The sequence below is a fragment of the Nocardioides sp. NPDC000445 genome (assembly GCF_040300245.1).
In the GTDB taxonomy this organism is placed as follows: domain Bacteria; phylum Actinomycetota; class Actinomycetes; order Propionibacteriales; family Nocardioidaceae; genus Nocardioides.
This window is the reverse complement of the sequence record NZ_JBEPDH010000001.1, coordinates 522,307-542,576: the sequence shown is the minus strand read 5'-3', so window position 1 is coordinate 542,576 and position 20,270 is coordinate 522,307. Positions and strand designations below refer to the sequence as shown.

Genomic DNA, 20,270 nt, shown 5'->3' with positions numbered 1-20,270 from the left:
GCCTTGACGGACTCGGCCTCGATGCGGGCCTGGGCGGGGTCGTAGACGCCGCAGGGCAGGTCGCAGTGGGCCGAGACCTCGATGGTGGGAGCGAAAAGTCGCGCGAACATGCGGGTCCTCTCAAAGAGTGTTCATGTGTCCTACGGATTGCGACACTACTCCGCATGGAAGACATCGCGGCCAGGGCACCCCGACACAGCTGGGGGATGGCGAAGGTCGTAGGGGTCTCGATGGAGCCGACGCTGCGAGCAGGAGACCGGTTGTGGGTCTCCTACGGACGTACGCCGAAGCCCGGCTGCGTGGTCGTCGCCCGGCTCGCCGACGGGGCAGTCGTGGTGAAGCGGGCGGTGGAGCGGCGTACGACCGTCTCCGGGCGCCCCGGGTGGTGGTTGCTCTCGGACAACCCGGCCGCCCCCGGGGTGATCGACTCCCGTCATCGGGGGCCCGTCGCGGACTCCGACGTGCTCGGCGTCGTCGTGGCCCGACTCTGGCCACGCCCACGTTTCCTGGGTGAGTCTCTGGATGAGGGCTCCAGATGAGGGCTTCGTCACCTGTAGGAAACATCAACCGCTTCCTCCGGTAGCCTGTGGGAAACTGCCATCCGGGCATCACATCCCTGTAGATGGCGCCTTGCGCGGCTCCACCCTTCGGCTCGCGTTCGACCGCCCGACGTCCGAGTCCGTAGTTTTCTGGAGGCCCCCTATGACCGAGTCCACCCTGTCCACCGAGAGCACCGCCTATGACGGCGACCCGGTGTTCGAGCTTCACCGCGGCGGCAAGATGGCGATCGCGGCGACCGCATCGGTCTCCGACAAGGCATCGCTCTCGATGGCCTACACCCCCGGTGTCGCCCGGGTCTGCACCGCGATCGCCGAGAACCCGGAGTTGGCCCACACCTACACCTGGGTGCCCAACACCGTCGCGGTCGTCACCGACGGCACCGCGGTGCTCGGTCTCGGTGACATCGGCCCGGCCGCCGCGATGCCGGTGATGGAGGGCAAGGCGGTCCTGTTCAAGGAGTTCGGGGGCGTCGACTCGATCCCGATCTGCCTGGACACCACCGACGTGGACGAGATCGTCGAGACCGTCATCCGGATGGCGCCGAGCTTCGGCGGGATCAACCTCGAGGACATCTCCGCGCCGCGCTGCTTCGAGATCGAGGACCGCCTCAAGGAGGCGCTCGACATCCCGGTCTTCCACGACGACCAGCACGGCACAGCCGTGGTCACGCTGGCCGCGCTGATGAACGCGCTGAAGCTGACCGGCCGCAACCCGGAGTCGACCCGCGTGGTCATCTCCGGTGCCGGTGCCGCCGGCGTCGCGGTCGCCAAGATCCTGCTCGAGTTCGGCATCAAGGACCTGGCCCTGCTCGACCGCAAGGGCGTCATCTCCTCCACCCGCTCGGACCTGACCGAGTCGAAGAAGGCGATCGCCGAGGTGACCGCGGACGTCACCGGCCGCTCGGGCTCGCTGGCCGACGCGCTGTCCGGCGCCGACGTCTACGTCGGCGTCTCCGGCGGCACCGTCCCCGAGGAGCTCGTCGCGACCATGGCCCCGCAGGCCATCGTCTTCGCGATGGCCAACCCGAACCCGGAGATCCACCCCGACGTGGCGCACAAGTACGCCAGCATCGTCGCCACCGGTCGCTCGGACTTCCCCAACCAGATCAACAACGTCCTCGCCTTCCCCGGCATCTTCCGGGGCGCGATCGACGTGCACGCCTCCTCGATCACCGAGGGGATGAAGCTCGCCGCCGCGCAGGCGCTGGCCGCTCTGGTCGGTGACGAGCTCTCCGCGGACAAGATCATCCCCGAGCCGTTCGACCCCCGCGTCGGCCCCGCCGTCTCCGCTGCGGTCGCCGAGGCCGCCCGGATCGACGGGGTCGCTCGCGCCTGAGCGTTCCTTCGGCAAGGGATGCAGACGAAGGCACACATCCCCGGCGGACCTCCGCTGGGGATGTGTCCCGCGATCTGCACACCTTGATCGAGGAACCGCTCAGGTCGGTAGGGTCGGGCGCATGTTCGCTGCGTACGCCGAGAAGTTCTCATCCGACGATCCGATCTCCGGCCTCGTGCTGGGGGAGCGGCCCGACCCTGTCGCTCCGGACGGGTGGACGACGGTCACCGTCAAGGCAGCCTCGCTCAACCACCACGACCTGTGGTCGCTGCAGGGGGTCGGGCTCAAGGCCGAGGCGCTGCCGATGATCCTGGGCTGCGACGCGGCCGGCCTCGACGAGGACGGCAACGAGGTCGTGGTGCACTCGGTGATCTCCTCGCCCGACTGGACCGGCGACGAGACCCTCGACCCGAAGCGGTCGCTGCTCTCCGAGCGTCACCAGGGCACCTTCGCCGAGAAGGTCATCGTGCCGCGGCGCAACGTCGTGCCGAAGCCGGCTGGGATGTCGTTCGAGGAGGCCGCCTGTCTGCCGACGGCATGGCTGACGGCCTACCGGATGCTGTTCACCCAGGGCGGGCTCAAGGCCGGCGACTCGGTCCTGGTGCAGGGCGCCGGCGGGGGAGTGGCGACCGCGGCGATCACGCTCGCGCGGGCGGCCGGCCTCAAGGTCTACGCGACCTCGCGTGACGAGGCGAAGCAGAAGCGTGCCCTCGAGCTCGGCGCCCACGAGGCCCTGCCGTCGGGGGAGAGGCTGCCCGTCAAGGTCGACGCGGTGATCGAGACCGTCGGGCGCGCGACCTGGAAGCACTCGGTGCGATCGCTGCGTCCCGGCGGAGCGATTATCATCAGCGGGACCACGTCGGGGGCGAACCTCGACGACGCGCTGCTGACCAACATCTTCTTCCTGCAGCTGAAGGTGATCGGGTCGACGATGGGCACCCGCAACGAGCTGGCCAGCCTGGTCTCGCTGCTCGAGGCCACCGGCACCCGCCCGCTGATCGACCGCACCATGCCGCTGACCGAGGCCAAGGCCGGGTTCGAGGCGATGCAGGCTGGTGATCTCTTCGGGAAGGTCGTCTTCACTCTCTGACGCCGGCAACGTGACGTACGGCCGTGTGACGTACGGAATATCGTTCGACTCTCCCCGGTTCAACAAGGGACCATTGAGTGTCACTGCCGGGGGGCTCGAAAAGTTTCTCGTGGCGTGATGTCGAAATCGGCCCCGCCCGTTCGATCTATGTATAGAGCGGGCGGCACCGGGCCCCTGCGTACGACCCGAGGAACACGTCATGACTGCTGCCGTCACAACATCACACCGTCCACTCGACGGTGAGAAGCGGCGTACGCCTGCCGTCATCACCCTGCTCGTGCTGGCCACCTTCGTGGTGATCCTCAACGAGACGATCATGCTCAACGCGATCCCGAACCTGATGAACAGCTTCGGGGTCACCGAGCATGCCGCTCAGTGGGTCTCGACCGCGTTCATGCTGACCATGGCGTCGGTCATCCCGGTGACCGGCTGGTTCCTGCAGCGGGTGACGACCAGGACCGCGTACGCCACGGCGATGGGTGTCTTCATCGCCGGCACCCTGATCTCGGCGATCGCGCCGGTCTTCGGGATCCTGCTCGCCGGCCGGGTCATCCAGGCCGCCGGCACCGCGGTGATGATGCCGCTGCTGATGACCACGCTGATGACGGTGGTCGACGAGAACGACCGGGGCCGGGTGATGGGCAACGTCACCATGGCGATCTCGGTCGCGCCGGCACTGGGCCCGACGATCTCCGGGCTGATCCTCGGCTTCGGCTCGTGGCGACTGCTCTTCCTGCTGGTCCTGCCGATCGCCGCCGGCGTCGCCTGGTCCGGGCTGCGCCGGCTGGAGAACGTCAACGAGCCCGCGGAGTCGAGCGTGGACTGGGCCTCCGTGGTGATCGCCGCGCTCGGGTTCGGCTCGCTCGTCTACGGGCTGAGCCGGTTCGCCGAGGGCGAGGTCGGGCGTCCGGTCGTCATCGCGGCCTTCGGTGCCCTGCTGATCCTCGCGTTCGTGCTCCGTCAGCTCCGGCTGCAGCGGGTCGGATCGCCGCTGCTGGACCTGCGCGCGTTCCTGCACCCCACCTTCACCAAGTCGCTGGTCCTGATGGCGATCGCGTTCCTGGCGATGATGGGCTCGATGATCCTGCTGCCGCTCTACCTGCAGACCGTGCGCGGTCTGTCCCCGCTGATGACCGGTCTGCTGGTCATGCCCGGTGGCCTGGCCATGGGTCTGCTCGGGCCGACCGTGGGACGGATCTTCGACAACTACGGTGGCCGGGTGCTCGTCATCCCGGGCTCCGTCGGCATCGTGGTCGCTCTCGCCGGGCTCGCTCAGATCTCGCTGACCACGCCCTACCTGCTCGTCCTGGTGCTCCACCTGGTCCTGATGGTCAGCCTGGCGGCTGCCTTCACCCCGGTCTTCACGCTGGGTCTCGGGTCGCTGCCGTCGCACCTCTACTCCCACGGCTCCTCGATCCTGGGCACGCTCCAGCAGGTCGCGGCGGCGTTCGGCACCGCCCTGGCGGTCACCGTGATGTCCGTACGCAGCGACCAGGTCATCGACGAGGTCGGTGCCGTCGCGGCCCAGGTGAGCGGCCTGCAGGCCGCGTTCATGGTCAGCGCCGGACTGGCTCTGATCGTGGTCGTGATGGCTGTCCTGCTGCCGGCTCGGGCCGAGGGCTACGGCGAGTCTGACGAGGACTCTGTTGAGGACTCGGCGGGAGAGCCGGGTGCCGATATCGATGCCGAGCTCGCCGAGCTGTGCGAGCACGGCCGCGAGCCCGCGGTGTGCGGCTGCTAGTCGGCTACGGCTCCGAGCGCCACTGATAGACGCCGATCAGCAGCATCCTCAGCTGGGTGCGCACGGTCGCGACGATCTGCTCCTCCTGCTCGGGGCGGGCGGTGGAGAGGATCTGCTCGGCGGTCGCGACCAGGACGGTCACGAACAGCGACGAGAGCACGTGCAGGTCCTTGGCCGTCCAGGTGTCGGTGCCGGTCATCAGCGCCAGGTCGGTGGCGAGCTCGCGCTCGCAGAGCTCGATCTCGCGCCGGATGGCGTCGCGCACCGAACGCGGTCCGGCGACACGCTCGCGGGCGATGAAGCCGAAGTGATCGCGGCGGCGGTGGACGTGGTCGACCAGGGCATCGATCGAGCCGTCGACGATGTCTTGGTCGGCCTGGGCGTTGCGGCGTACGTCGCGGAAGAGGTCGCGCAGCGAGTCGAAGGACTCCTCGACCAGCGCCAGCCCGAGCGACTCGATGGAGTCGAAGTGGCGGTAGAACGCGGTCGGCACGATGCCGACCTGCTTGGCGACCTGGCGTAGCGAGAGGGCGGTCAGCGAGCTGTCGGAGCACAGCTCCAGCGTCGCGTCCAGGATCGCTCGCCGGGTCCGGAGCTTGCGCTCCGCACGGCTCTCCGGCTCCGCACCCGTATCGATCACCAGACCATCCTAGAGGCAGGGATTGCCGAAGCATCAGGTGCACACTTGTACACCGTGATCTGGACCACGTGCGTCGTGTCTTGACGCGGGTTGTGGTGACCCGCCATCGTTGTCGGTGTACAGATGTTCACTGAAAGGCGAAACACATGGCACTCGACCTCGGCGGCCGGATCCTCCGCTCCCGCACGGTTGCGGCGCTCGCCTCACCGCACGGCATCGACCGCTACCTGACCCAGATCAACCCGATGCTGGCCGCGCACGAGGTGCGCGCCCGCATCACCGACATCCACCCGGAGGTGAGCGCGCCCGGCGCGCCCCGGGTGGCGACCGTGACGCTCCAGCCCACCTCGACCTGGCGCGGCCACCGCGCCGGCCAGCACGTCAGTGTCGGCATCGACACGGGCGAGGGGCGGCGCACCACCCGCGTCTTCACCGTCTCCAACACCGAGGGGAAGCCGGGTGAGCCGCTCACCATCACGGTGCGTGCCCACGACGACGAGCACGCGACCCCCTACAGCATCTCCAAGTACCTGACCGAGCGAGCCACCGTCGGCACCCTGGTCCACCTGTCTCAGGCCGAGGGCGACTTCGTCCTCCCCGACCGTGTGCCCGAGCACATCGTGCTGATCTCGGGCGGTTCCGGCATCACTCCGGTGATGTCCATGCTCCGCTCCCTGCAGCGGCGTACGCACCGGGGCAAGGTCACCTTCCTGCACTGGGCGCCCAGCGCCGACCGCCAGATCTTCGCCGACGAGCTCGAGGAGATCCGTCACCAGGGCCACGGCGTCGACCTGCACATCCTCCACACCGCCGATGGGGCGCCCTACCTCTCCCCGGCGCTGCTCTCGAAGCTGGTCCCGGGATATCGGGACCTGCCGACCTGGGCCTGCGGACCGGCTTCGCTCATCGAGGCGGCCCAGGCTGCGTACGAAGGTACGGAGTCACTCCGGGTGGAGTACTTCAAGCCGCCCAAGAACGCCGGCGTGGCCGGCGGCGAGATGGAGTTCGCGCGCACCGGCAAGACCGTCGCCAACGACGGCGCCACGATCCTCGACCAGGCCGAGGCTGCGGGGCTGACCCCGGAGTCCGGCTGCCGGATGGGGATCTGCTTCTCCTGCACGACCAACAAGAGCTCCGGGCGGGTCCGCAACGTCCTGACCGGCGAGACCTCCGAGCTCCCCGACGAGCAGATCCGGATCTGCGTGAGCACGCCCGAGGGCGACTGCTCCGTGGACCTCTGACGATTCCTTCAAGGAGACACCCCATGACCACCGTTGAGAAGACCGGCAACCGCCGACTGACCCCCGAAGAGCTCGAGTCCTTCGGCAAAGAGATGGACGCCATCCGCCAGCGGATCGTCGCCGACCTGGGCGAGAAGGACTCGGCCTACATCTACGACATCGTCAAGAAGCAGCGCGCCTTCGAGCTCGCCGGCCGCGCGCTCTTCTACCTGCCCGTGATCGGCTGGGTTCCGGCCGTCGCCTGTCTGTCGATCTCCAAGATCCTCGACAACATGGAGATCGGGCACAACGTCATGCACGGCCAGTACGACTGGATGGGCGACCCCGACCTCAACTCGCGCATGTTCGAGTGGGACAACGTCTGCCCCTCCGACCAGTGGAAGTACTCCCACAACTACATCCACCACACCTTCACCAACGTCCTCGGCAAGGACCGTGACATCGGCTACGGCATCCTGCGGATGGACGAGGACCAGAAGTGGCACCCCTACTTCCTGGGCAACCCGATCTACGCGTTCCTGCTGATGATCTTCTTCGAGTGGGGTGTCGCGATGCACGACCTCGAGGTCGAGAACATCGTCGCCGGCAAGCGCAAGATGTCGGACAACGCCGAGCTGCACCGCGGCCTCATGAAGAAGGTCAAGCGCCAGGCGCTGAAGGACTACGTCCTGTTCCCGCTGCTCTCCGGTCCGCTGGCGCCGCTGACGTTCCTCGGCAACGGTGTGGCCAATCTCGTCCGCAACATCTGGGCCTTCAACATCATCTTCTGTGGCCACTTCCCGGCCGGCGTCGCCTCCTTCTCGCAGGAGGAGTGCGAGGACGAGACCCAGGGTCACTGGTACTACCGCCAGCTCCTCGGCTCCGCCAACATCACCGGCGGGCGCATCTTCCACATCATGTCCGGGAACCTGTCCCACCAGATCGAGCACCACCTCTTCCCCGACCTCCCCGCCCGCCGCTACCCGGAGATCGCCGAGGAGGTCCGCGAGATCTGCGAGCGCTACGACCTGGCGTACAACACCGGCCCGCTGCACCAGCAGCTGTGGGGCGTCTTCAAGAAGATCTGCAGGTACGCCCTCCCCGACCGTAAGCGCCCCGCCGCTGACGGTGCCGAGACCGCTCCCGCTCTCCAGGGAGTCGCAGCATGACGCCTGAGCAGCCACAATGGGTTGTCATGGAGCCCGAGCTGAGCAAGAACGAGATCCGCAAGGATGTCGCACAGAGCGCCGTCGAGGTCACCGCGACCACCGTCGGTCAGGTCACCATGATCATCACCGGCGCCGTACGCGACGTGGCCGGTGCCATCGGTGGCCTCGCCACCGAGCTCTTCGAGCTCCGTGCCGCCGCCAAGCGTGCCGAGAAAGACCTCGACGAGTAGTCACCCACGTCGGCCGAGAAGTCACTTAGGTCGGTCGAGTTGGCAATGGGATGCCAACTCGGCCGACCTGTTTGACGTCTCGGCCTGCGTACGTGACGTCTCGGCGTGGGGTGTCAGTCCTCGGGGTCGTCGAGACGAGCCAGCCAGGTGGCGAGGCGCTCGATGGGGGTCTCGTGCTCGGGGTGTACGTCGACGAAGGCCTGGAGCTGCTCGGCCAGCCAGGCGAGGGTGACCTCCTCGTCGCCCCGACGGGTGACGAGCTCCTCGATGCCGCGGTCGGTGAAGTACATGGCGTCAGTCTTTCATTCTCCGGTTGATCAGTTGCCAGTCAGTGGTGCGTCGGAGGCCGGGCCTCCGGAGAGGCCGCGTACGACCATGCCGAGGGTGGCGTTGATGAGCCGATCACGCTCTGAGTCGGGGCAGGTGCGGTAGGGGCCGTCGACGAGCAGGACTGCCAGGCCGTGGACGGTGGACCAGGCCGCCGTCTCGGCGTCGGGGCGAAGCTCGGGGGCCAGCCAGCCGGCCGCGACGAGGTCGTCGAGAGCTGTGGTGAGGAAGGCGTACGGCGGGGCCTCGGCGAGGATCGCGGACATCTCCTCGGGCGGGTGCGGGTCTTCGTCGTGCGGGCGGAGGAAGGCGGTGCGGAACAGGCCGGGCTGAGCGAGCGCGAAGCGGATGTAGCCGCGCCCGGCCGCCGCGAGGCGCTGTACGGCGGCCTCGGCCGGGTGCGGTGCCGGTTTCTCGGCGGCCAAGAGGTCGAGGATCGTCGCGGCCAGCCGGTCCATGGCCTCGTGCTTGGCGGCGACGAGCAGGTCGGCCTGGTTGGCGAAGTGGCGGTAGGTCGCGGTCGGGGTCACGCCGACGGCGCGGGCCGCGGCTCGGATGGTCACCGCGTCCGGGCCGCCCTCCTCGGCAAGCGTCGCGGCCGCATCGACCAGTGCGTTCCGGAGGTCGCCGTGGTGATAGGGCCGGGCGCCCTCGTCCGAGCTCTCTGAGGGTTTCACGGAATTCATGTTGACACCTGCCCACATCAAAGGGAAAGTTAACACCTGCAAAGTTTACGCCTGCCCACATTCATTCTGGAGGAATCGTGTTCCACCGACTCGGCACCCTCGTGGTGCGAAATCCGCGCCGGGTCCTGGTGATCGGCCTGATCGCCCTCCTCGGCGCGATCTATCTGGCCACCTCGGCCTTCGGCAAGCTCGACGACGCCGGCTTCGACGACCCCGCCTCGGAGAGCAGCCGTGCTGCCACTGCGCTGGAGGAAGGCTTCGGCAACGGGGCCGGCTTCCTCCTGACCGTCAGCGCCGCCGACGGCGCGGTGACCGACGGCGCGGCGGCGAAGGACGCTCAGGCGCTCGTCGACCGTCTCCGAGCAGACGACGACCTGACCGACGTCGTCTCCTACCTCGATGCCCCCGGTCCCGGCATGATCTCGGACGACGGCACCCACGGCCTGATCTCCGCCGGCGCGAAGAACCCGGACACGGTCGACGCCGCCGCGGTGATCGACCGCTACACCGACGAGACCGCGGCCGACGGTGCCACGACGGTCCACGTCGGCGGGCAGCTCGCGACCTTCGAGGAGGTCGGCAGCCAGATCGGCGCCGACCTCGCCCTTGCCGAGGCGATCGCGATCCCGCTGATGATCGCGCTGCTGGTCCTCGCCTTCGGCAACGTCGTCGCCGCCGCCGTCACGATCGGAGTCGGAGGGTTCGCCATCGCCGGCACCTTCGCCGAGCTCTCGATCCTCGGCAACTTCACCGACGTCTCCATCTACGCCCTCAACCTGACGACCGGCCTCGGGCTCGGCCTCGCCGTGGACTACGGCCTGCTGATGGTGGCGAGAGTCCGCGAGGAGCGAGCCGCTGGGGCGGAGCACGCCGACGCCGTCGTGCGCGCCGTGGAGACCGCCGGCCGGACGATCGTCTTCAGCGCCACCACGGTCGCGGTCTCACTGGCCTCGCTGCTCGTCTTCCCGCTCTACTTCCTGCGCTCCTCGGCGTACGCCGGGATCGGGGTCATGGTGATCACCGCGGTGGTCGCGGTGGTACTGCTCCCCGCCACGATCACCCTCCTGGGTGACCGGATCGACGCTCTCCGCGTCCCCGGGGTCCGCGGCCTCCGCGGTGGCGCCGCCCCGTTCTGGACCCGGCTGGCCGGCTTCGTCACCAGGCGGCCTTGGGTCGCGCTCCCTGTTGTGGCCGTCCTGATCGCGATGGCCGCACCGTTGGCCGGCATCGAGTTCGGCACCCCCGATGACCGGGTCCTCCCGGCATCGGCGGGGAGCCGCCAGGCCGGCGACCTGCTGCGCGAGGAGTTCGACGGCGACGGCACCAGCCCCATCCGCGTCGTGACCACCTCGACCATCGATGACGAGAGCCTGGCGACGTACGCCGCCGACCTCTCCCGGGTCGACGACGTCGATCGTGTCGACACCCGCGTCGGGACGTACGTCGAGGGCACTCTCGCCTCGAAGACGCCGGCCCTCCCGCCCGGGGACGGCGCGGACGAGCTCGCCGTCGTCAACCAGCTCGACCGTCAGTCCGAGGAAGCACGTGACCTGGTCCGTGACGTACGCGCCGTCCCGTCGCCAGCCGGGGCCGAGGCGCTCGTCGGCGGTGGCGCCGCGGAGCTGCTGGACTCCCTCGACGCCATCGGCGCCAAGCTCCCGTACGCCGTGGGCGGGCTCGCGATCGCGATGGTGGTGATCCTGTTCCTGTTCACCGGCAGCCTGGTGCAGCCGCTCCGGGCGCTGGTGCTCAACGTCATCGGCCTCGGCGCGACGGTCGGGACGACCGTGCTGATCTTCCAGGAGGGATTCGGTGCCGATCTGCTCGGCTTCACCGCGATGCCGCTGAACGTCTCGATGGTGGTCCTGCTGCTGGTGATCGCGTTCGGGCTGTCGATGGACTACGAGGTCTTCGTGCTCGGCCGGATCACCGAGATGCGCCGGCGCGGTCTCGGCAACGTCGAGGCGGTCGTACAGGGGCTGGCTCACACCGGCCGGATCGTCACCACCGCCGCCGCCCTGATCGCGACCAGCTTCTTCGCGTTCATGGTCAGCGACATCAGCTTCATGAAGTTCTTCGGCCTCGGGGTCGGTCTGGCGATCCTCATCGACGCTGTCCTGATCCGCGGCATCCTCCTCCCAGCAGCCATGCGGATGCTCGGGGAGGCCGCCTGGTGGGCACCCCGCCCGCTGCGACGTCTCCACAAGAAGGTGGGCCTGAGCGAGGAGCCGGTCCCGGTACCGGTCTGACGAGAAAACCACGCCGAGTCGGCGCGTCAGAACGCGCCGACTCGGCGATTGGTGTGGTGCGGGATCAGGCGAAGGCGCGCTCGATGAGCTCCTTCTGCTCGACCGTGTGCCGCTTGATGGTGCCGACGGCGGTGGTGGAGGAGGCCGGGCGGGTGATCGGCTCGACCGCGCGGCCCAGCTCGGGAACCACGTTGAGGTAGTAGCTCGGCCACGGGCCCTGGTTGAAGGGCTCGTCCTGGACCCACTTGACCTTGGCGTTGGGGTACTTCGCGAGCTCGGTGGCGAGCTCCGCGGTCGGCCACGGGTAGAGCTGCTCGACGCGGACGATCGCGACGTCGTCGCGGCCCCGCTTCTTACGCTCGACCGTGAGGTCCCAGGTGAGGCGGCCGGAGACCAGCAGGACGGTGCTGACCTTCGCGGCGTCCGCCTCGGTGTCGGCGATGACCGGCTGGAACGAACCCGAGGTGAAGTCGGCCGGCTGGGAGGCGGCCTCCTTGCGGCGCAGCATCGACTTCGGGGTGAAGACGATCAGCGGCCGGTGCTCGGCGCCGAGGGTGTGCGTACGCAGCAGGTGGAAGTACGACGCCGGCGAGGACGGCTGCGCCACGACCATGGCGTCGTCGGCACACAGCGTGAGGAACCGCTCGATGCGCGCCGAGGAGTGGTCGGCACCCTGGCCCTCGTAGCCGTGCGGCAGCAGCAGCACGACACCGGAGTCCTGGCCCCACTTGGTCTTGCCTGCGGAGATGTACTCGTCGATCACTGACTGGGCGCCGTTGACGAAGTCACCGAACTGCGCCTCCCACAGGACCAGCGCGTCCGGCCGTGCGACCGAGTAGCCGTACTCGAAGCCGAGGGCTGCGTACTCGGAGAGCAGGGAGTCGTAGACGTAGAACTTCGCCTGGTCCTCGGTGAGGTTGTTGAGCGGCGTCCACTCGTCGGCGTTCTTGCGGTCGATCATGGTCGCGAAGCGCTGCACGAAGGTGCCGCGACGCGAGTCCTGGCCGGCCAGACGCACCGGGCGCCCGTCCATCAGGAGCGACCCGAACGCCAGCGTCTCGCCGGTGCCCCAGTCGATGCCGCCGTCGGTGATCTGGGTCGCGCGACGCTGCAGCTGCGGCATCACCTTCGGGTGGACCGTGAAGCCCTCCGGCGGGGTGACGTACGCATCCGCGATCCGCTTCAGCACATCGTTGGTGATCGCGGTGACGGTCTCGCCGGCAGGCTTCTCGGGGTAGTCCGGGACGGTCTCCCAGGCCTGCGGCATCTTGTCGGCCTCGCGCACCTCGGTGAAGACCTGCTCCAGGCGAGCCTGGTAGGCGGCCAGCACCTGCTCCGCCTCCTCGATCGTGATGTCACCACGACCGATCAGCGACTCGGTGTAGAGCTTGCGGACCGAGCGCTTCTGCTCGATCAGGTCGTACATCATCGGCTGGGTGAACGACGGGTCGTCGCCCTCGTTGTGACCGCGGCGGCGGTAGCAGATGAGGTCGATGACGACGTCCTTGTTGAACGCCTGGCGGTACTCGAAGGCGAGCCGCGCGACGCGCACGCAGGCCTCCGGGTCGTCGCCGTTCACGTGGAAGATCGGCGCCTGGACCATCCGCGCGACGTCGGTGGCGTAGAGCGAGGAGCGGGAGGAGCCCGGCGAGGTGGTGAACCCGACCTGGTTGTTGATGACCAGGTGGACGGTGCCACCGGTGCGGTAGCCACGCAGCTGGGACAGGTTGAGCGTCTCCGCGACCACGCCCTGGCCGGCGAACGCGGCGTCACCGTGGACCAGGAGCGGCAGGACCGGGAAGACCGCGCCCTGGTCGAGCACGTCCTGCTTGGCGCGGGCGATGCCCTCCAGGACCGGGTCGACGGTCTCGAGGTGGGACGGGTTGGCGGCGACGGAGACCTTGATCGTGTCGCCCAGGTCGGAGAGGAACTCGCCTTCGGCGCCGAGGTGGTACTTCACGTCGCCGGAGCCCTGGACCGTGCGCGGGTCGATGTTGCCCTCGAACTCGCGGAAGATCTGGTTGTAGGACTTGCCGACGATGTTGGCGAGCACGTTGAGGCGGCCGCGGTGAGCCATACCGATCGTGACCTCGTCCAGACCGGCCTCGGCGGCGGCCTCGCAGACCTCGTCGATGACCGGGATCGCGGTCTCGCCACCCTCGAGGGAGAACCGCTTCTGGCCGACGAACTTGGTCTGCAGGAAGGTCTCGAAGGCCTCGGCCTCGTTGAGCTTCGACAGGATCCGGAGCTGCTCCTGGCGCGGGGTCTTGTCGTAGGGCCGCTCGACGCGGTCCTGGATCCAGCGGCGCTGCTCGGGGTCCTGGATGTGCATGTACTCGATGCCGGTGGTGCGGACGTAGGAGTCACGCAGGACACCGAGGATCTCGCGCAGCTTCATGAACGGCTTGCGGCCGCCGGCGAAGGAGCCGACCGGGAACTCGCGGTCGAGGTCCCACAGGGTCAGCCCGTGCGACTCGATCTGCAGGTCGGGGTGCGAACGCTGCTTGTACTCCAGCGGGTCGGTGTCGGCCATCATGTGACCACGCACGCGGTGGGCGTGGATGATCTCGCCGACCTTGACCTGCTTGGAGATCTGGTCGTCGTGGGTGGTGTCGATGTCCTGGTTCCAGCGGATCGGCTCGTAGGGGATCCGCAGCGACGCGAAGATCTCGTCGTAGAAGTCGTTCTCACCGAGCAGGAGCCGGTGGACGGTGGCCAGGAACTCGCCGGACTGGGCGCCCTGGATGACCCGGTGGTCGTACGTCGAGGTCATCGTCATGATCCGCGAGACCGCGTTCTGGGCGAGCTTCGAGGGGGAGGCGCCCTGGAACTCGGGCGGGTAGTCCATCGAGCCGACGCCGATGATCGCGGCCTGGCCCTGCATGAGCCGCGGCACCGAGTTGTTGGTGCCGATGCCGCCGACGTTGGTCAGGCTGACCGTGGTGCCGGAGTAGTCGGCCATGGACAGCTTGTTGTCCTTGGCCTTGCGGACGATGTCCTCGTACGCGGTCCAGAAGCCGGCGAAGTCCATCAGCTCGCAGCCCTTGATGGAGGGCGCCACGAGCTGGCGGGTGCCGTCCTTCTTCTGCTGGTCGATGGCCAGACCGAGGTTGATGTGCGGCGGGGTCACCTGGGTCGGCTTGCCGTCGATCTCGGCGTAGGTGTTGTTCATCGCCGGCATCGCCTTGATCGCCTTGATGATGGCGTAGCCGATGAGGTGGGTGAAGGAGACCTTGCCACCGCGAGCGCGCTTGAGGTGGTTGTTGATGACCGTGCGGTTGTCCCACAGCAGCTTGACCGGCATGTTGCGCACGGAGGTCGCGGTCGGCACCGAGAGCGACACGTCCATGTTCTTGGCCGTGGCGGCGGGGATGCCGCGCAGCGTGGTGTAGGTCGGCTCGTCGGTGACGGCGACGGCGGTCGGCTTCGGGGCGTCCTTGGGGGTGGGCGTCGCGGTGCCCGTGGCCGGCTCGGCGGCCTGCGCGGCCGGGCGCGGCTTCGCCTTGGGGGCCGGGGCCGCCTTGGCGGCCGGCGCCTCGGCGGAGGCGGGGGTGGTCGGCGCGGGCGCGTTCGCCGGCGCGCCGGCCGGTGCGGTGGGGACCGGAGACTTGGCAGCGGGCTTCGCCGGGGCCGCCGCGCCGTTCGGCGACGCGCCAGGCTGTCCGTTGGTCTCGAAGAACTTCACCCACACGGGGTCAACACTGCTGGGATCCTTCGTGTACTGGTCGTACATCTCCTCGACCAGCCACTCGTTGGCGCCGAATTCCGCTGGGATGTCGGCAGTGTTGGGGGACGGGGTGCCTGAGGACACGGCTTGATTCGCCTCTTCCGAATTTTCGCACTGTAAGAAATGGTTGCCCACGGGCAAGGCTATCCCCACGAACACGCAAATGCCCGATGCAGGTTCTCCCTGTGGACAGGATGTAATCCGTCCCACATCTTGCGTTACCGACCGGGTGTACGCGCAACCCGGGTCGGTATGCGTACAGTGGCCCGGTCCCGGAGCAGGTCTATGAGGCGGATTCCCCACATGACGAGCAGCAGTACGAGGCGCCTTTCGCGCGTCGCAACGGCACTCACGGCGGCGGCCCTGAGCAGCACCTTGGCACTCACCGGATGCGGCGGTGAGCCCGACAAGCCGGCCGCTTCGCCGTCCCCGTCGCCGGCCCCGGCGGCCACGGTGAAGTCGGCCGCGAAGCTCGTCCACGTGCAGGGCAAGTTCCCCAAGAGCCGGCACCAGGCGGTCTCCACCAACGTGGCCAAGGTCGTCGACCGGTGGCTGCAGGCGGCGTACGTCGGGGGTGACTACCCGCGCGAGACCTCGACCTTCACGGCGAAGTCCTTCCCGGGCTTCTCCAAGGGCGCGATCGCCCAGGCGGGCAAGCAGATGACGCAGATGAGCAACGCCACGATCGCTCCTCACATCGACGGGGTCGAGGTGGTCGCCAGCAACGTCCACGTCGATCTGCTGGCCAACAACAACTACCCGGTCGGCGCGGTCGCCCGGGTGCGGCTGGTCTACGACACCACGGGTGACCGGGCCTCACGCCAGACCGTCCGCGGCACCCTGGACATGGTGCCGGCCAAGACCTCCTGGGCCGTCTTCGGCTTCAACATCACCCGCGAGGAGAAGCTGGCGCAGGACCCGTCCTCGGCGCCGTCCGCCTCGCCGAGCCCCTCGGGAGACAAGTCATGAACCGGATGACGACGCTCGTACGCCGCCGCCTCCTGACCACACTCGCGCTGGGCGTGGTGCTCGCGCTGACCGCGGTCCTGGTGCCTGACGCCGAGGTCGCCGAGCCGCGCGCGGAGCTGATCGCGACCAAGTGGGCCAAGGGTCTCGACGTCGCCAAGTTCACCCGCAAGGGCGGCACGATCTGGGTCCTCGCCGTCGGTTCGGACGCCCGCCCGGGCCAGAAGGTCACCCGCAGCCGCGGCGACGCGCTGCACCTGATCGGCTTCAACCCGTCCTCGGGGTACGCGACCGACATCAGCATCCCGCGCGACTCCTACGTCAACATCCCCGGCCACGGGCGCGACAAGATCAACTCGGCGCTGCTCTACGGCGGCCCGAAGCTGATGGGCCGCGCCGTCGGCAACCTGGTCGGCGTGCAGCCGCAGTACGTCTTCGTCACCTCCTTCTCCGGCATGAGCGACATGGTGATCGGGATCGGTGGCGTCGACGTCGACAACCCGCGTGCCTTCAGCGATCCGTACGTCGCCCGCTACGGCTTCAAGAAGGGCCGGATCCACATCAGCGGTCCCCACTCGGTCGACTTCGCGCGGGCCCGCAAGACGCTGCCTGGCGGCGACTTCGACCGCTCGGCCAACCAGTCTCGGGTCATCCGCGGCATCCACCGCAAGATCGTCGCCCGGCAGTACGACATCGGCTTCAAGGCCAAGGGCGTCTCGCTGGTGATGAAGAAGATGCACACCACCGGCCTCTCCGGTCGCGACCTCTACCAGCTCGCCAATGCCGTCGCCGCGATCAACCCGGGCAAGATCCGCACCTGCGTCGTTCCCGGAGGGATCGGCAACGCCGGCGCCGCCAGCGTGGTCTTCCCGAACGTCGGGGCGGCCCGGGCGATGGGCAACGACGCGCGCAACGACGGCCGGCTCAACCGCGGCTGCCGCGGCTGAATGATCGGCTGAGTCACTGGTGCGCGGCCACGAAGTCGCGCACCAGCGGAGCGATCCGCTCGGGATGATCGGCGACCACCCAGTGTGAGCCGGCGACCTCGCGGATCGTCAGGTCCGCGACGTACGGCTGCGGTGCCTCGGTCGCCAGCGCCCGGCTGACGTAGACGTCACCGGTCGGGGCGATGACCTGTACCGGGACGGTGACCGGCCGTGGCTGCGGGTGTCCCATCCGGGCGATCGCGTTGGCGCGGTAGAGCTCGAGCCCGTTGATCCGGTCGGCCTGGGTGCGGTCCACGGCCGAGCCGCCGACGATCCGGTCGAGGAACCCGGAGCGCCAGGCGAGCTCGGGGAGCAGCGGCGCCTGGAAGAACCCGATGTAGGTCGACTCGGCACCCTGCTTGAGACGCTCGAGGACGCCACGGGCGGTCCGTGCCGGCGTACGCAGCCAGGCGCCGGTCTGGTCGAGGCTCGGTCCCGAGATCGAGGTGAACGACGCGATCCGCTCGGACGGCACGTTGCCGGCGACCGCCTCCCAGGTCTGGGTCGAGCCCCAGTCGTGGGCGAGCAGATGCACCGGCGCCGACGGGCTGACTGCGTCGATGACGGACTGCAGATCCGCGTTGAGCTGCTCGATCAGATAGCCCTCGCGCCTGGCCGGTGCCTGCGAGCTGCCGTGGCCGCGTACGTCGTAGGTCACGATCCGCAGCTCGCTGCCGAGGATCCTCACCAACGGGAGCCAGACGCTGGCGTTATCGGGGTAGCCGTGGACGCAGACCAGCGTCGGGCGGGTGTCGCCGGGAGACCCGAAGTCGGTGACGGCCAGCCGGAGTCCGTCGGTCGTTGTCACGTAAAGGCTGCTCACGTGGGCGAGGCTAGTCCGGCGGAGTTAAGACCGACGTGACACGATTCGCCCATGGACATCAGCTATCCGGTCACGATCGCCGCGGCTCGCACCTGGTTCAAGCTCGGCGACATCAAGATCAACATGACCGGCGTGGAGCACATCCCCGAGAAGGGCGGTGCCCTGCTGGCGGTCAACCACCTTTCCTTCGTGGACTACATCATGGCCGGATTCCCCGGGGCGGAGCGCGGCCGGCTGACCCGCTTCATCGCCAAGAAGGAGGTCTTCGACCACCCCGTCGGGGGCCCGGTGATGCGCTCGTTCCATCACATCCCGATCGACCGCAGCTACGGCGCGGCCGGGATGAAGAAGGCCGTCGAGTATCTCCAGAACGGTGAGATCGTCGGGATCTTCCCCGAGGCCACGATCTCCCGCTCGTTCCTGATCAAGGACCTCAAGACCGGCACCGTACGTATTGCCGCCGACGCCGGGGTCCCGCTGATCCCCGTCGTGCTGTGGGGCACCCAGCGGATCATGACCAAGGGTCAGAAGGTCGACCTGTCGCGCCACAAGACCATCGGCATCGAGATCGGCCCGCCCCTGCCGGTGACCGGGGAGGACCCGGCCGCCGAGACCGCTGCGCTCAAGGCGCAGATGGAGGCCATGCTCGACCGGCTGATCAAGGCGCACCCAGCCGATGAGCAGCCCCCGGGCTCGTGGTGGCTGCCGAAGGCGTACGGCGGGTCTGCCCCCACGCTCGAGGAGGCCGAGGCGATGTACGCCGAGGAGCGCAGGCTGCGCGCTCAGCGGAAGGCCGCGAAGCGGAAGTCCTAGCCCCTAGGTGGGGGCGCCGGCACGCTCGGCGACGGCTCCCACCTTCTCGTGGAAGAGTCCGAGCGATCTCGCGTCGTTGCCGGTCATGTGCTCGACCGCGGTCATCGCGGTGATCGCAACATCGAGGAGCTCTTCGACGACGTCGTCGTAGCTGTGGGTGATGCCCTTGCGGGGATTCTGCCCGGTGGCGCCGATGAGTGCGGCGATTGCCTCGCCTGCCTCTTCGCTCACCTTCGCGACTCTCCCCCAGAGAACGGCTTCCGCGTCGCGATCGCCCTGGGACTCATCGAGCCACCGGGACAGATACGCGAGCAGAGCCGGCGTAGCGTCGGTCATGCGGTCGGAGTCTAGGGCGCTCCCGGTAATCCGGTCGAGCCTTAGATATCGGGGCTACTCGGCAGGCTGATAGACCCCGAGCCGATTTCCGGACGGGTCGGTGAAGTTGAACCGACGCCCGCCGGGGTAGTCGTAGGGCGCCTCGGTGATCGTGCCGCCGGCCTTCTCGACGGCCGCGACCGCGGCCTCCAGATCGGCCGTGCGGATCAGCGGGAGCGGGGCGACGGGGGTCTCGGAGGCGTACATCCCGCCGTTCTCGTCCTTGCCGTCGGGTCCGACGATCCCGGCGTACATCCCGCCGTAGTCGTTGAAGGACCAGCCGAAGGCGGACTCGTAGAAGGTGCGGGAGCTCGGGAGGTCGGTGACCCCGAGCTCGAGGTAGTCGATGTGGAGTGCATTCATGCCCCTCGACGCTACCCGCGACCACCGACACTCTCGCGCGGTCGAAGGCTCAGCCGAAGTCGACCTCGAAGCCCTTGCCGCGGAAGGAGCCGAGCTTGGTGGCGTCGCGCAGGTAGGCGAGCGGGCCGTCGGGGTCGAAGTTCCAGCTGCCGCGCGCGGGCAGGAGCTTGGCGCGGCCCTTCATGGTGAGCCAGGCGGTGTCGGGGTGCTCCTCGATGCCGGGCTGCTCCACGTTGCCCTGCATCGGCACGCGCGGGGCGACCTGGGTGACGTCGTTGAACTTCGCCGTCGCGATCGGACCGTCGTCGGAGCTCGCCTCCCAGGTGTGGGTGGCCAGCGGCCCCTTGGTGGACGAGCCTCCGCTGAACTTGGCCAGCCCCTTCGGGATCGCCCACAACGTACGCCCGCCGGCCACGGAGTCGGGGGAGTCCACCCAGATGTCGACGACGCTCACCGCCTTCTTCCCGTTGGAGGCGGTGATCACCCGGGCGGAGAGGAGCTCGTGGTAGGTCAGCGGGCTCGGGTCGGTGTAGTCGACCAGTGCGACGGCGTAGATGCCCTTCGGGTGCTGCTCGTCGACGTCGTGGGCGAGCCGGTAGACCGAGAGCCACATCGATCCGTGCATGTGCCAAGGGGCTGGGGGATAGCTGGTCACGTGGGTCTCCCGAATTTCTGTTGTGGTCCGTGTCGAAGCGGTCATGCTCGGTTCGACGCGTAGGCGTGTGGCGATCGTCGCCACGTTTTACTCAAGGAGACCAGAGATGACCGACCAGGTGAAGGGCCCCGCCGCCTACTTCCCGTCCATCGAGAAGAAGTACGGCCGCCCGGTCGCGGAGTGGCAGCAGATCATCCGCGACAGCGGGATCACCAAGCACATGGAGCTCGTGAAGCATCTGAAGAGCGAGTACGCCCTGGGCCACGGTCACGCCAACGCGCTGGTCGCCCACACGCTCGCCGAGGGTCTGTGAA

At 68.5% G+C, this 20,270-nt stretch carries 21 protein-coding genes; 12 read left to right on the top strand and 9 right to left on the bottom strand.

Annotated elements, in window-relative coordinates; translation table 11 throughout:
* Positions 1–110 (bottom strand): superoxide dismutase [Ni] (locus ABT304_RS02545; protein WP_305367623.1); only part of this gene is annotated, 110 nt, incomplete at its 3' end.
* 54 nt (positions 111–164) lie between these two features.
* Here ABT304_RS02545 and ABT304_RS02540 point away from each other — a divergent pair.
* From ABT304_RS02540 to ABT304_RS02525, 4 genes are all read left to right on the top strand, one after another.
* A complete protein-coding gene (locus tag ABT304_RS02540; protein WP_160027675.1) occupies positions 165–539 on the top strand; it encodes a S24 family peptidase in 375 nt (124 codons plus the stop codon).
* Positions 540–702: 163 nt separating this feature from the next.
* Positions 703–1,896, top strand: coding sequence for an NAD(P)-dependent malic enzyme (locus tag ABT304_RS02535; protein ID WP_160027677.1), 1,194 nt, complete (start codon positions 703–705; stop codon positions 1,894–1,896).
* Between the two features lie 121 nt (positions 1,897–2,017).
* Positions 2,018–2,986 carry a zinc-binding dehydrogenase gene (locus ABT304_RS02530; protein ID WP_160027679.1) on the top strand — a complete coding sequence of 323 codons (969 nt, stop codon included), beginning with the start codon at positions 2,018–2,020 and terminating at the stop codon, positions 2,984–2,986.
* 199 nt (positions 2,987–3,185) lie between these two features.
* The gene (locus ABT304_RS02525; RefSeq protein WP_350713196.1) at positions 3,186–4,727 is read left to right on the top strand and encodes an MDR family MFS transporter; all 1,542 of its coding nucleotides are present in this window, start codon (positions 3,186–3,188) and stop codon (positions 4,725–4,727) included.
* Positions 4,728–4,731: 4 nt separating this feature from the next.
* Here the strand turns inward: ABT304_RS02525 and ABT304_RS02520 are convergent, their stop codons facing one another.
* Positions 4,732–5,367, bottom strand: a complete 636-nt coding sequence (locus tag ABT304_RS02520; RefSeq protein WP_350713195.1) for a TetR family transcriptional regulator — start codon at positions 5,365–5,367, stop codon at positions 4,732–4,734.
* 146 nt (positions 5,368–5,513) lie between these two features.
* Between ABT304_RS02520 and ABT304_RS02515 the strand changes: the two genes are divergently transcribed.
* The 3 genes from ABT304_RS02515 to ABT304_RS02505 are packed head-to-tail and all read left to right on the top strand — an operon-like array spanning position 5,514 to position 7,986.
* Positions 5,514–6,608 carry a flavin reductase family protein gene (locus ABT304_RS02515; RefSeq protein WP_160027685.1) on the top strand — a complete coding sequence of 365 codons (1,095 nt, stop codon included), beginning with the start codon at positions 5,514–5,516 and terminating at the stop codon, positions 6,606–6,608.
* A 23-nt stretch (positions 6,609–6,631) separates the two neighbouring features.
* Positions 6,632–7,756 carry a fatty acid desaturase family protein gene (locus ABT304_RS02510; RefSeq protein WP_350713194.1) on the top strand — a complete coding sequence of 375 codons (1,125 nt, stop codon included), beginning with the start codon at positions 6,632–6,634 and terminating at the stop codon, positions 7,754–7,756.
* Positions 7,757–7,782: 26 nt separating this feature from the next.
* On the top strand, positions 7,783–7,986 hold the full coding sequence (locus ABT304_RS02505; RefSeq protein ID WP_350713193.1) for a hypothetical protein: 204 nt from the start codon (positions 7,783–7,785) through the stop codon (positions 7,984–7,986).
* A 113-nt stretch (positions 7,987–8,099) separates the two neighbouring features.
* On the opposite strand, the gene ABT304_RS02500 is transcribed toward ABT304_RS02505, so the two are convergent.
* Positions 8,100–8,276 (bottom strand): DUF6104 family protein, encoded by a 177-nt coding sequence (locus tag ABT304_RS02500; protein WP_183543693.1) that lies wholly within the window; start codon positions 8,274–8,276, stop codon positions 8,100–8,102.
* Positions 8,277–8,303: 27 nt separating this feature from the next.
* Positions 8,304–8,990 (bottom strand): TetR/AcrR family transcriptional regulator, encoded by a 687-nt coding sequence (locus tag ABT304_RS02495; protein ID WP_350713192.1) that lies wholly within the window; start codon positions 8,988–8,990, stop codon positions 8,304–8,306.
* 86 nt (positions 8,991–9,076) lie between these two features.
* Here ABT304_RS02495 and ABT304_RS02490 point away from each other — a divergent pair, with 86 nt between their 5' ends.
* Entirely contained in the window at positions 9,077–11,248 is a 2,172-nt protein-coding gene (locus ABT304_RS02490) for an MMPL family transporter (RefSeq protein WP_350713191.1), read from the top strand.
* 64 nt (positions 11,249–11,312) lie between these two features.
* Here the strand turns inward: ABT304_RS02490 and ABT304_RS02485 are convergent, their stop codons facing one another.
* Positions 11,313–15,059 carry a multifunctional oxoglutarate decarboxylase/oxoglutarate dehydrogenase thiamine pyrophosphate-binding subunit/dihydrolipoyllysine-residue succinyltransferase subunit gene (locus tag ABT304_RS02485; RefSeq protein WP_350713190.1) on the bottom strand — a complete coding sequence of 1,249 codons (3,747 nt, stop codon included), beginning with the start codon at positions 15,057–15,059 and terminating at the stop codon, positions 11,313–11,315.
* Between the two features lie 219 nt (positions 15,060–15,278).
* On the opposite strand from ABT304_RS02485, the gene ABT304_RS02480 reads away from it, so the two are divergent.
* Together ABT304_RS02480 and ABT304_RS02475 are read left to right on the top strand one after the other, a co-directional pair.
* Positions 15,279–15,944, top strand: coding sequence for a hypothetical protein (locus ABT304_RS02480; protein WP_350713189.1), 666 nt, complete (start codon positions 15,279–15,281; stop codon positions 15,942–15,944).
* On the top strand, positions 15,941–16,888 hold the full coding sequence (locus tag ABT304_RS02475) for an LCP family protein (protein ID WP_350713188.1): 948 nt from the start codon (positions 15,941–15,943) through the stop codon (positions 16,886–16,888). Before ABT304_RS02480 ends, ABT304_RS02475 begins: the two co-directional genes overlap by 4 nt.
* A gap of 13 nt (positions 16,889–16,901) precedes the next feature.
* Here ABT304_RS02475 and ABT304_RS02470 read toward each other — a convergent pair whose 3' ends face one another.
* A complete protein-coding gene (locus ABT304_RS02470) occupies positions 16,902–17,750 on the bottom strand; it encodes an alpha/beta fold hydrolase (protein WP_350713187.1) in 849 nt (282 codons plus the stop codon).
* A 51-nt stretch (positions 17,751–17,801) separates the two neighbouring features.
* On the opposite strand from ABT304_RS02470, the gene ABT304_RS02465 reads away from it, so the two are divergent.
* Complete coding sequence (locus tag ABT304_RS02465; protein WP_160027703.1) at positions 17,802–18,563, top strand: lysophospholipid acyltransferase family protein; 762 nt, start codon at positions 17,802–17,804, stop codon at positions 18,561–18,563.
* 3 nt (positions 18,564–18,566) lie between these two features.
* Here the strand turns inward: ABT304_RS02465 and ABT304_RS02460 are convergent, their stop codons facing one another.
* The 3 genes from ABT304_RS02460 to ABT304_RS02450 are packed head-to-tail and all read right to left on the bottom strand — an operon-like array spanning position 18,567 to position 19,926.
* The gene (locus ABT304_RS02460; protein WP_160027705.1) at positions 18,567–18,899 is read right to left on the bottom strand and encodes a MazG-like family protein; all 333 of its coding nucleotides are present in this window, start codon (positions 18,897–18,899) and stop codon (positions 18,567–18,569) included.
* Positions 18,900–18,953: 54 nt separating this feature from the next.
* The gene (locus ABT304_RS02455; protein WP_350713186.1) at positions 18,954–19,301 is read right to left on the bottom strand and encodes a VOC family protein; all 348 of its coding nucleotides are present in this window, start codon (positions 19,299–19,301) and stop codon (positions 18,954–18,956) included.
* Between the two features lie 49 nt (positions 19,302–19,350).
* On the bottom strand, positions 19,351–19,926 hold the full coding sequence (locus tag ABT304_RS02450) for an acetoacetate decarboxylase family protein (RefSeq protein WP_350713185.1): 576 nt from the start codon (positions 19,924–19,926) through the stop codon (positions 19,351–19,353).
* Positions 19,927–20,062: 136 nt separating this feature from the next.
* Here ABT304_RS02450 and ABT304_RS02445 point away from each other — a divergent pair, with 136 nt between their 5' ends.
* A complete protein-coding gene (locus ABT304_RS02445) occupies positions 20,063–20,269 on the top strand; it encodes a DUF4287 domain-containing protein (protein WP_350713184.1) in 207 nt (68 codons plus the stop codon).
* The last annotated feature ends 1 nt before the right edge of the window (position 20,270 follow it).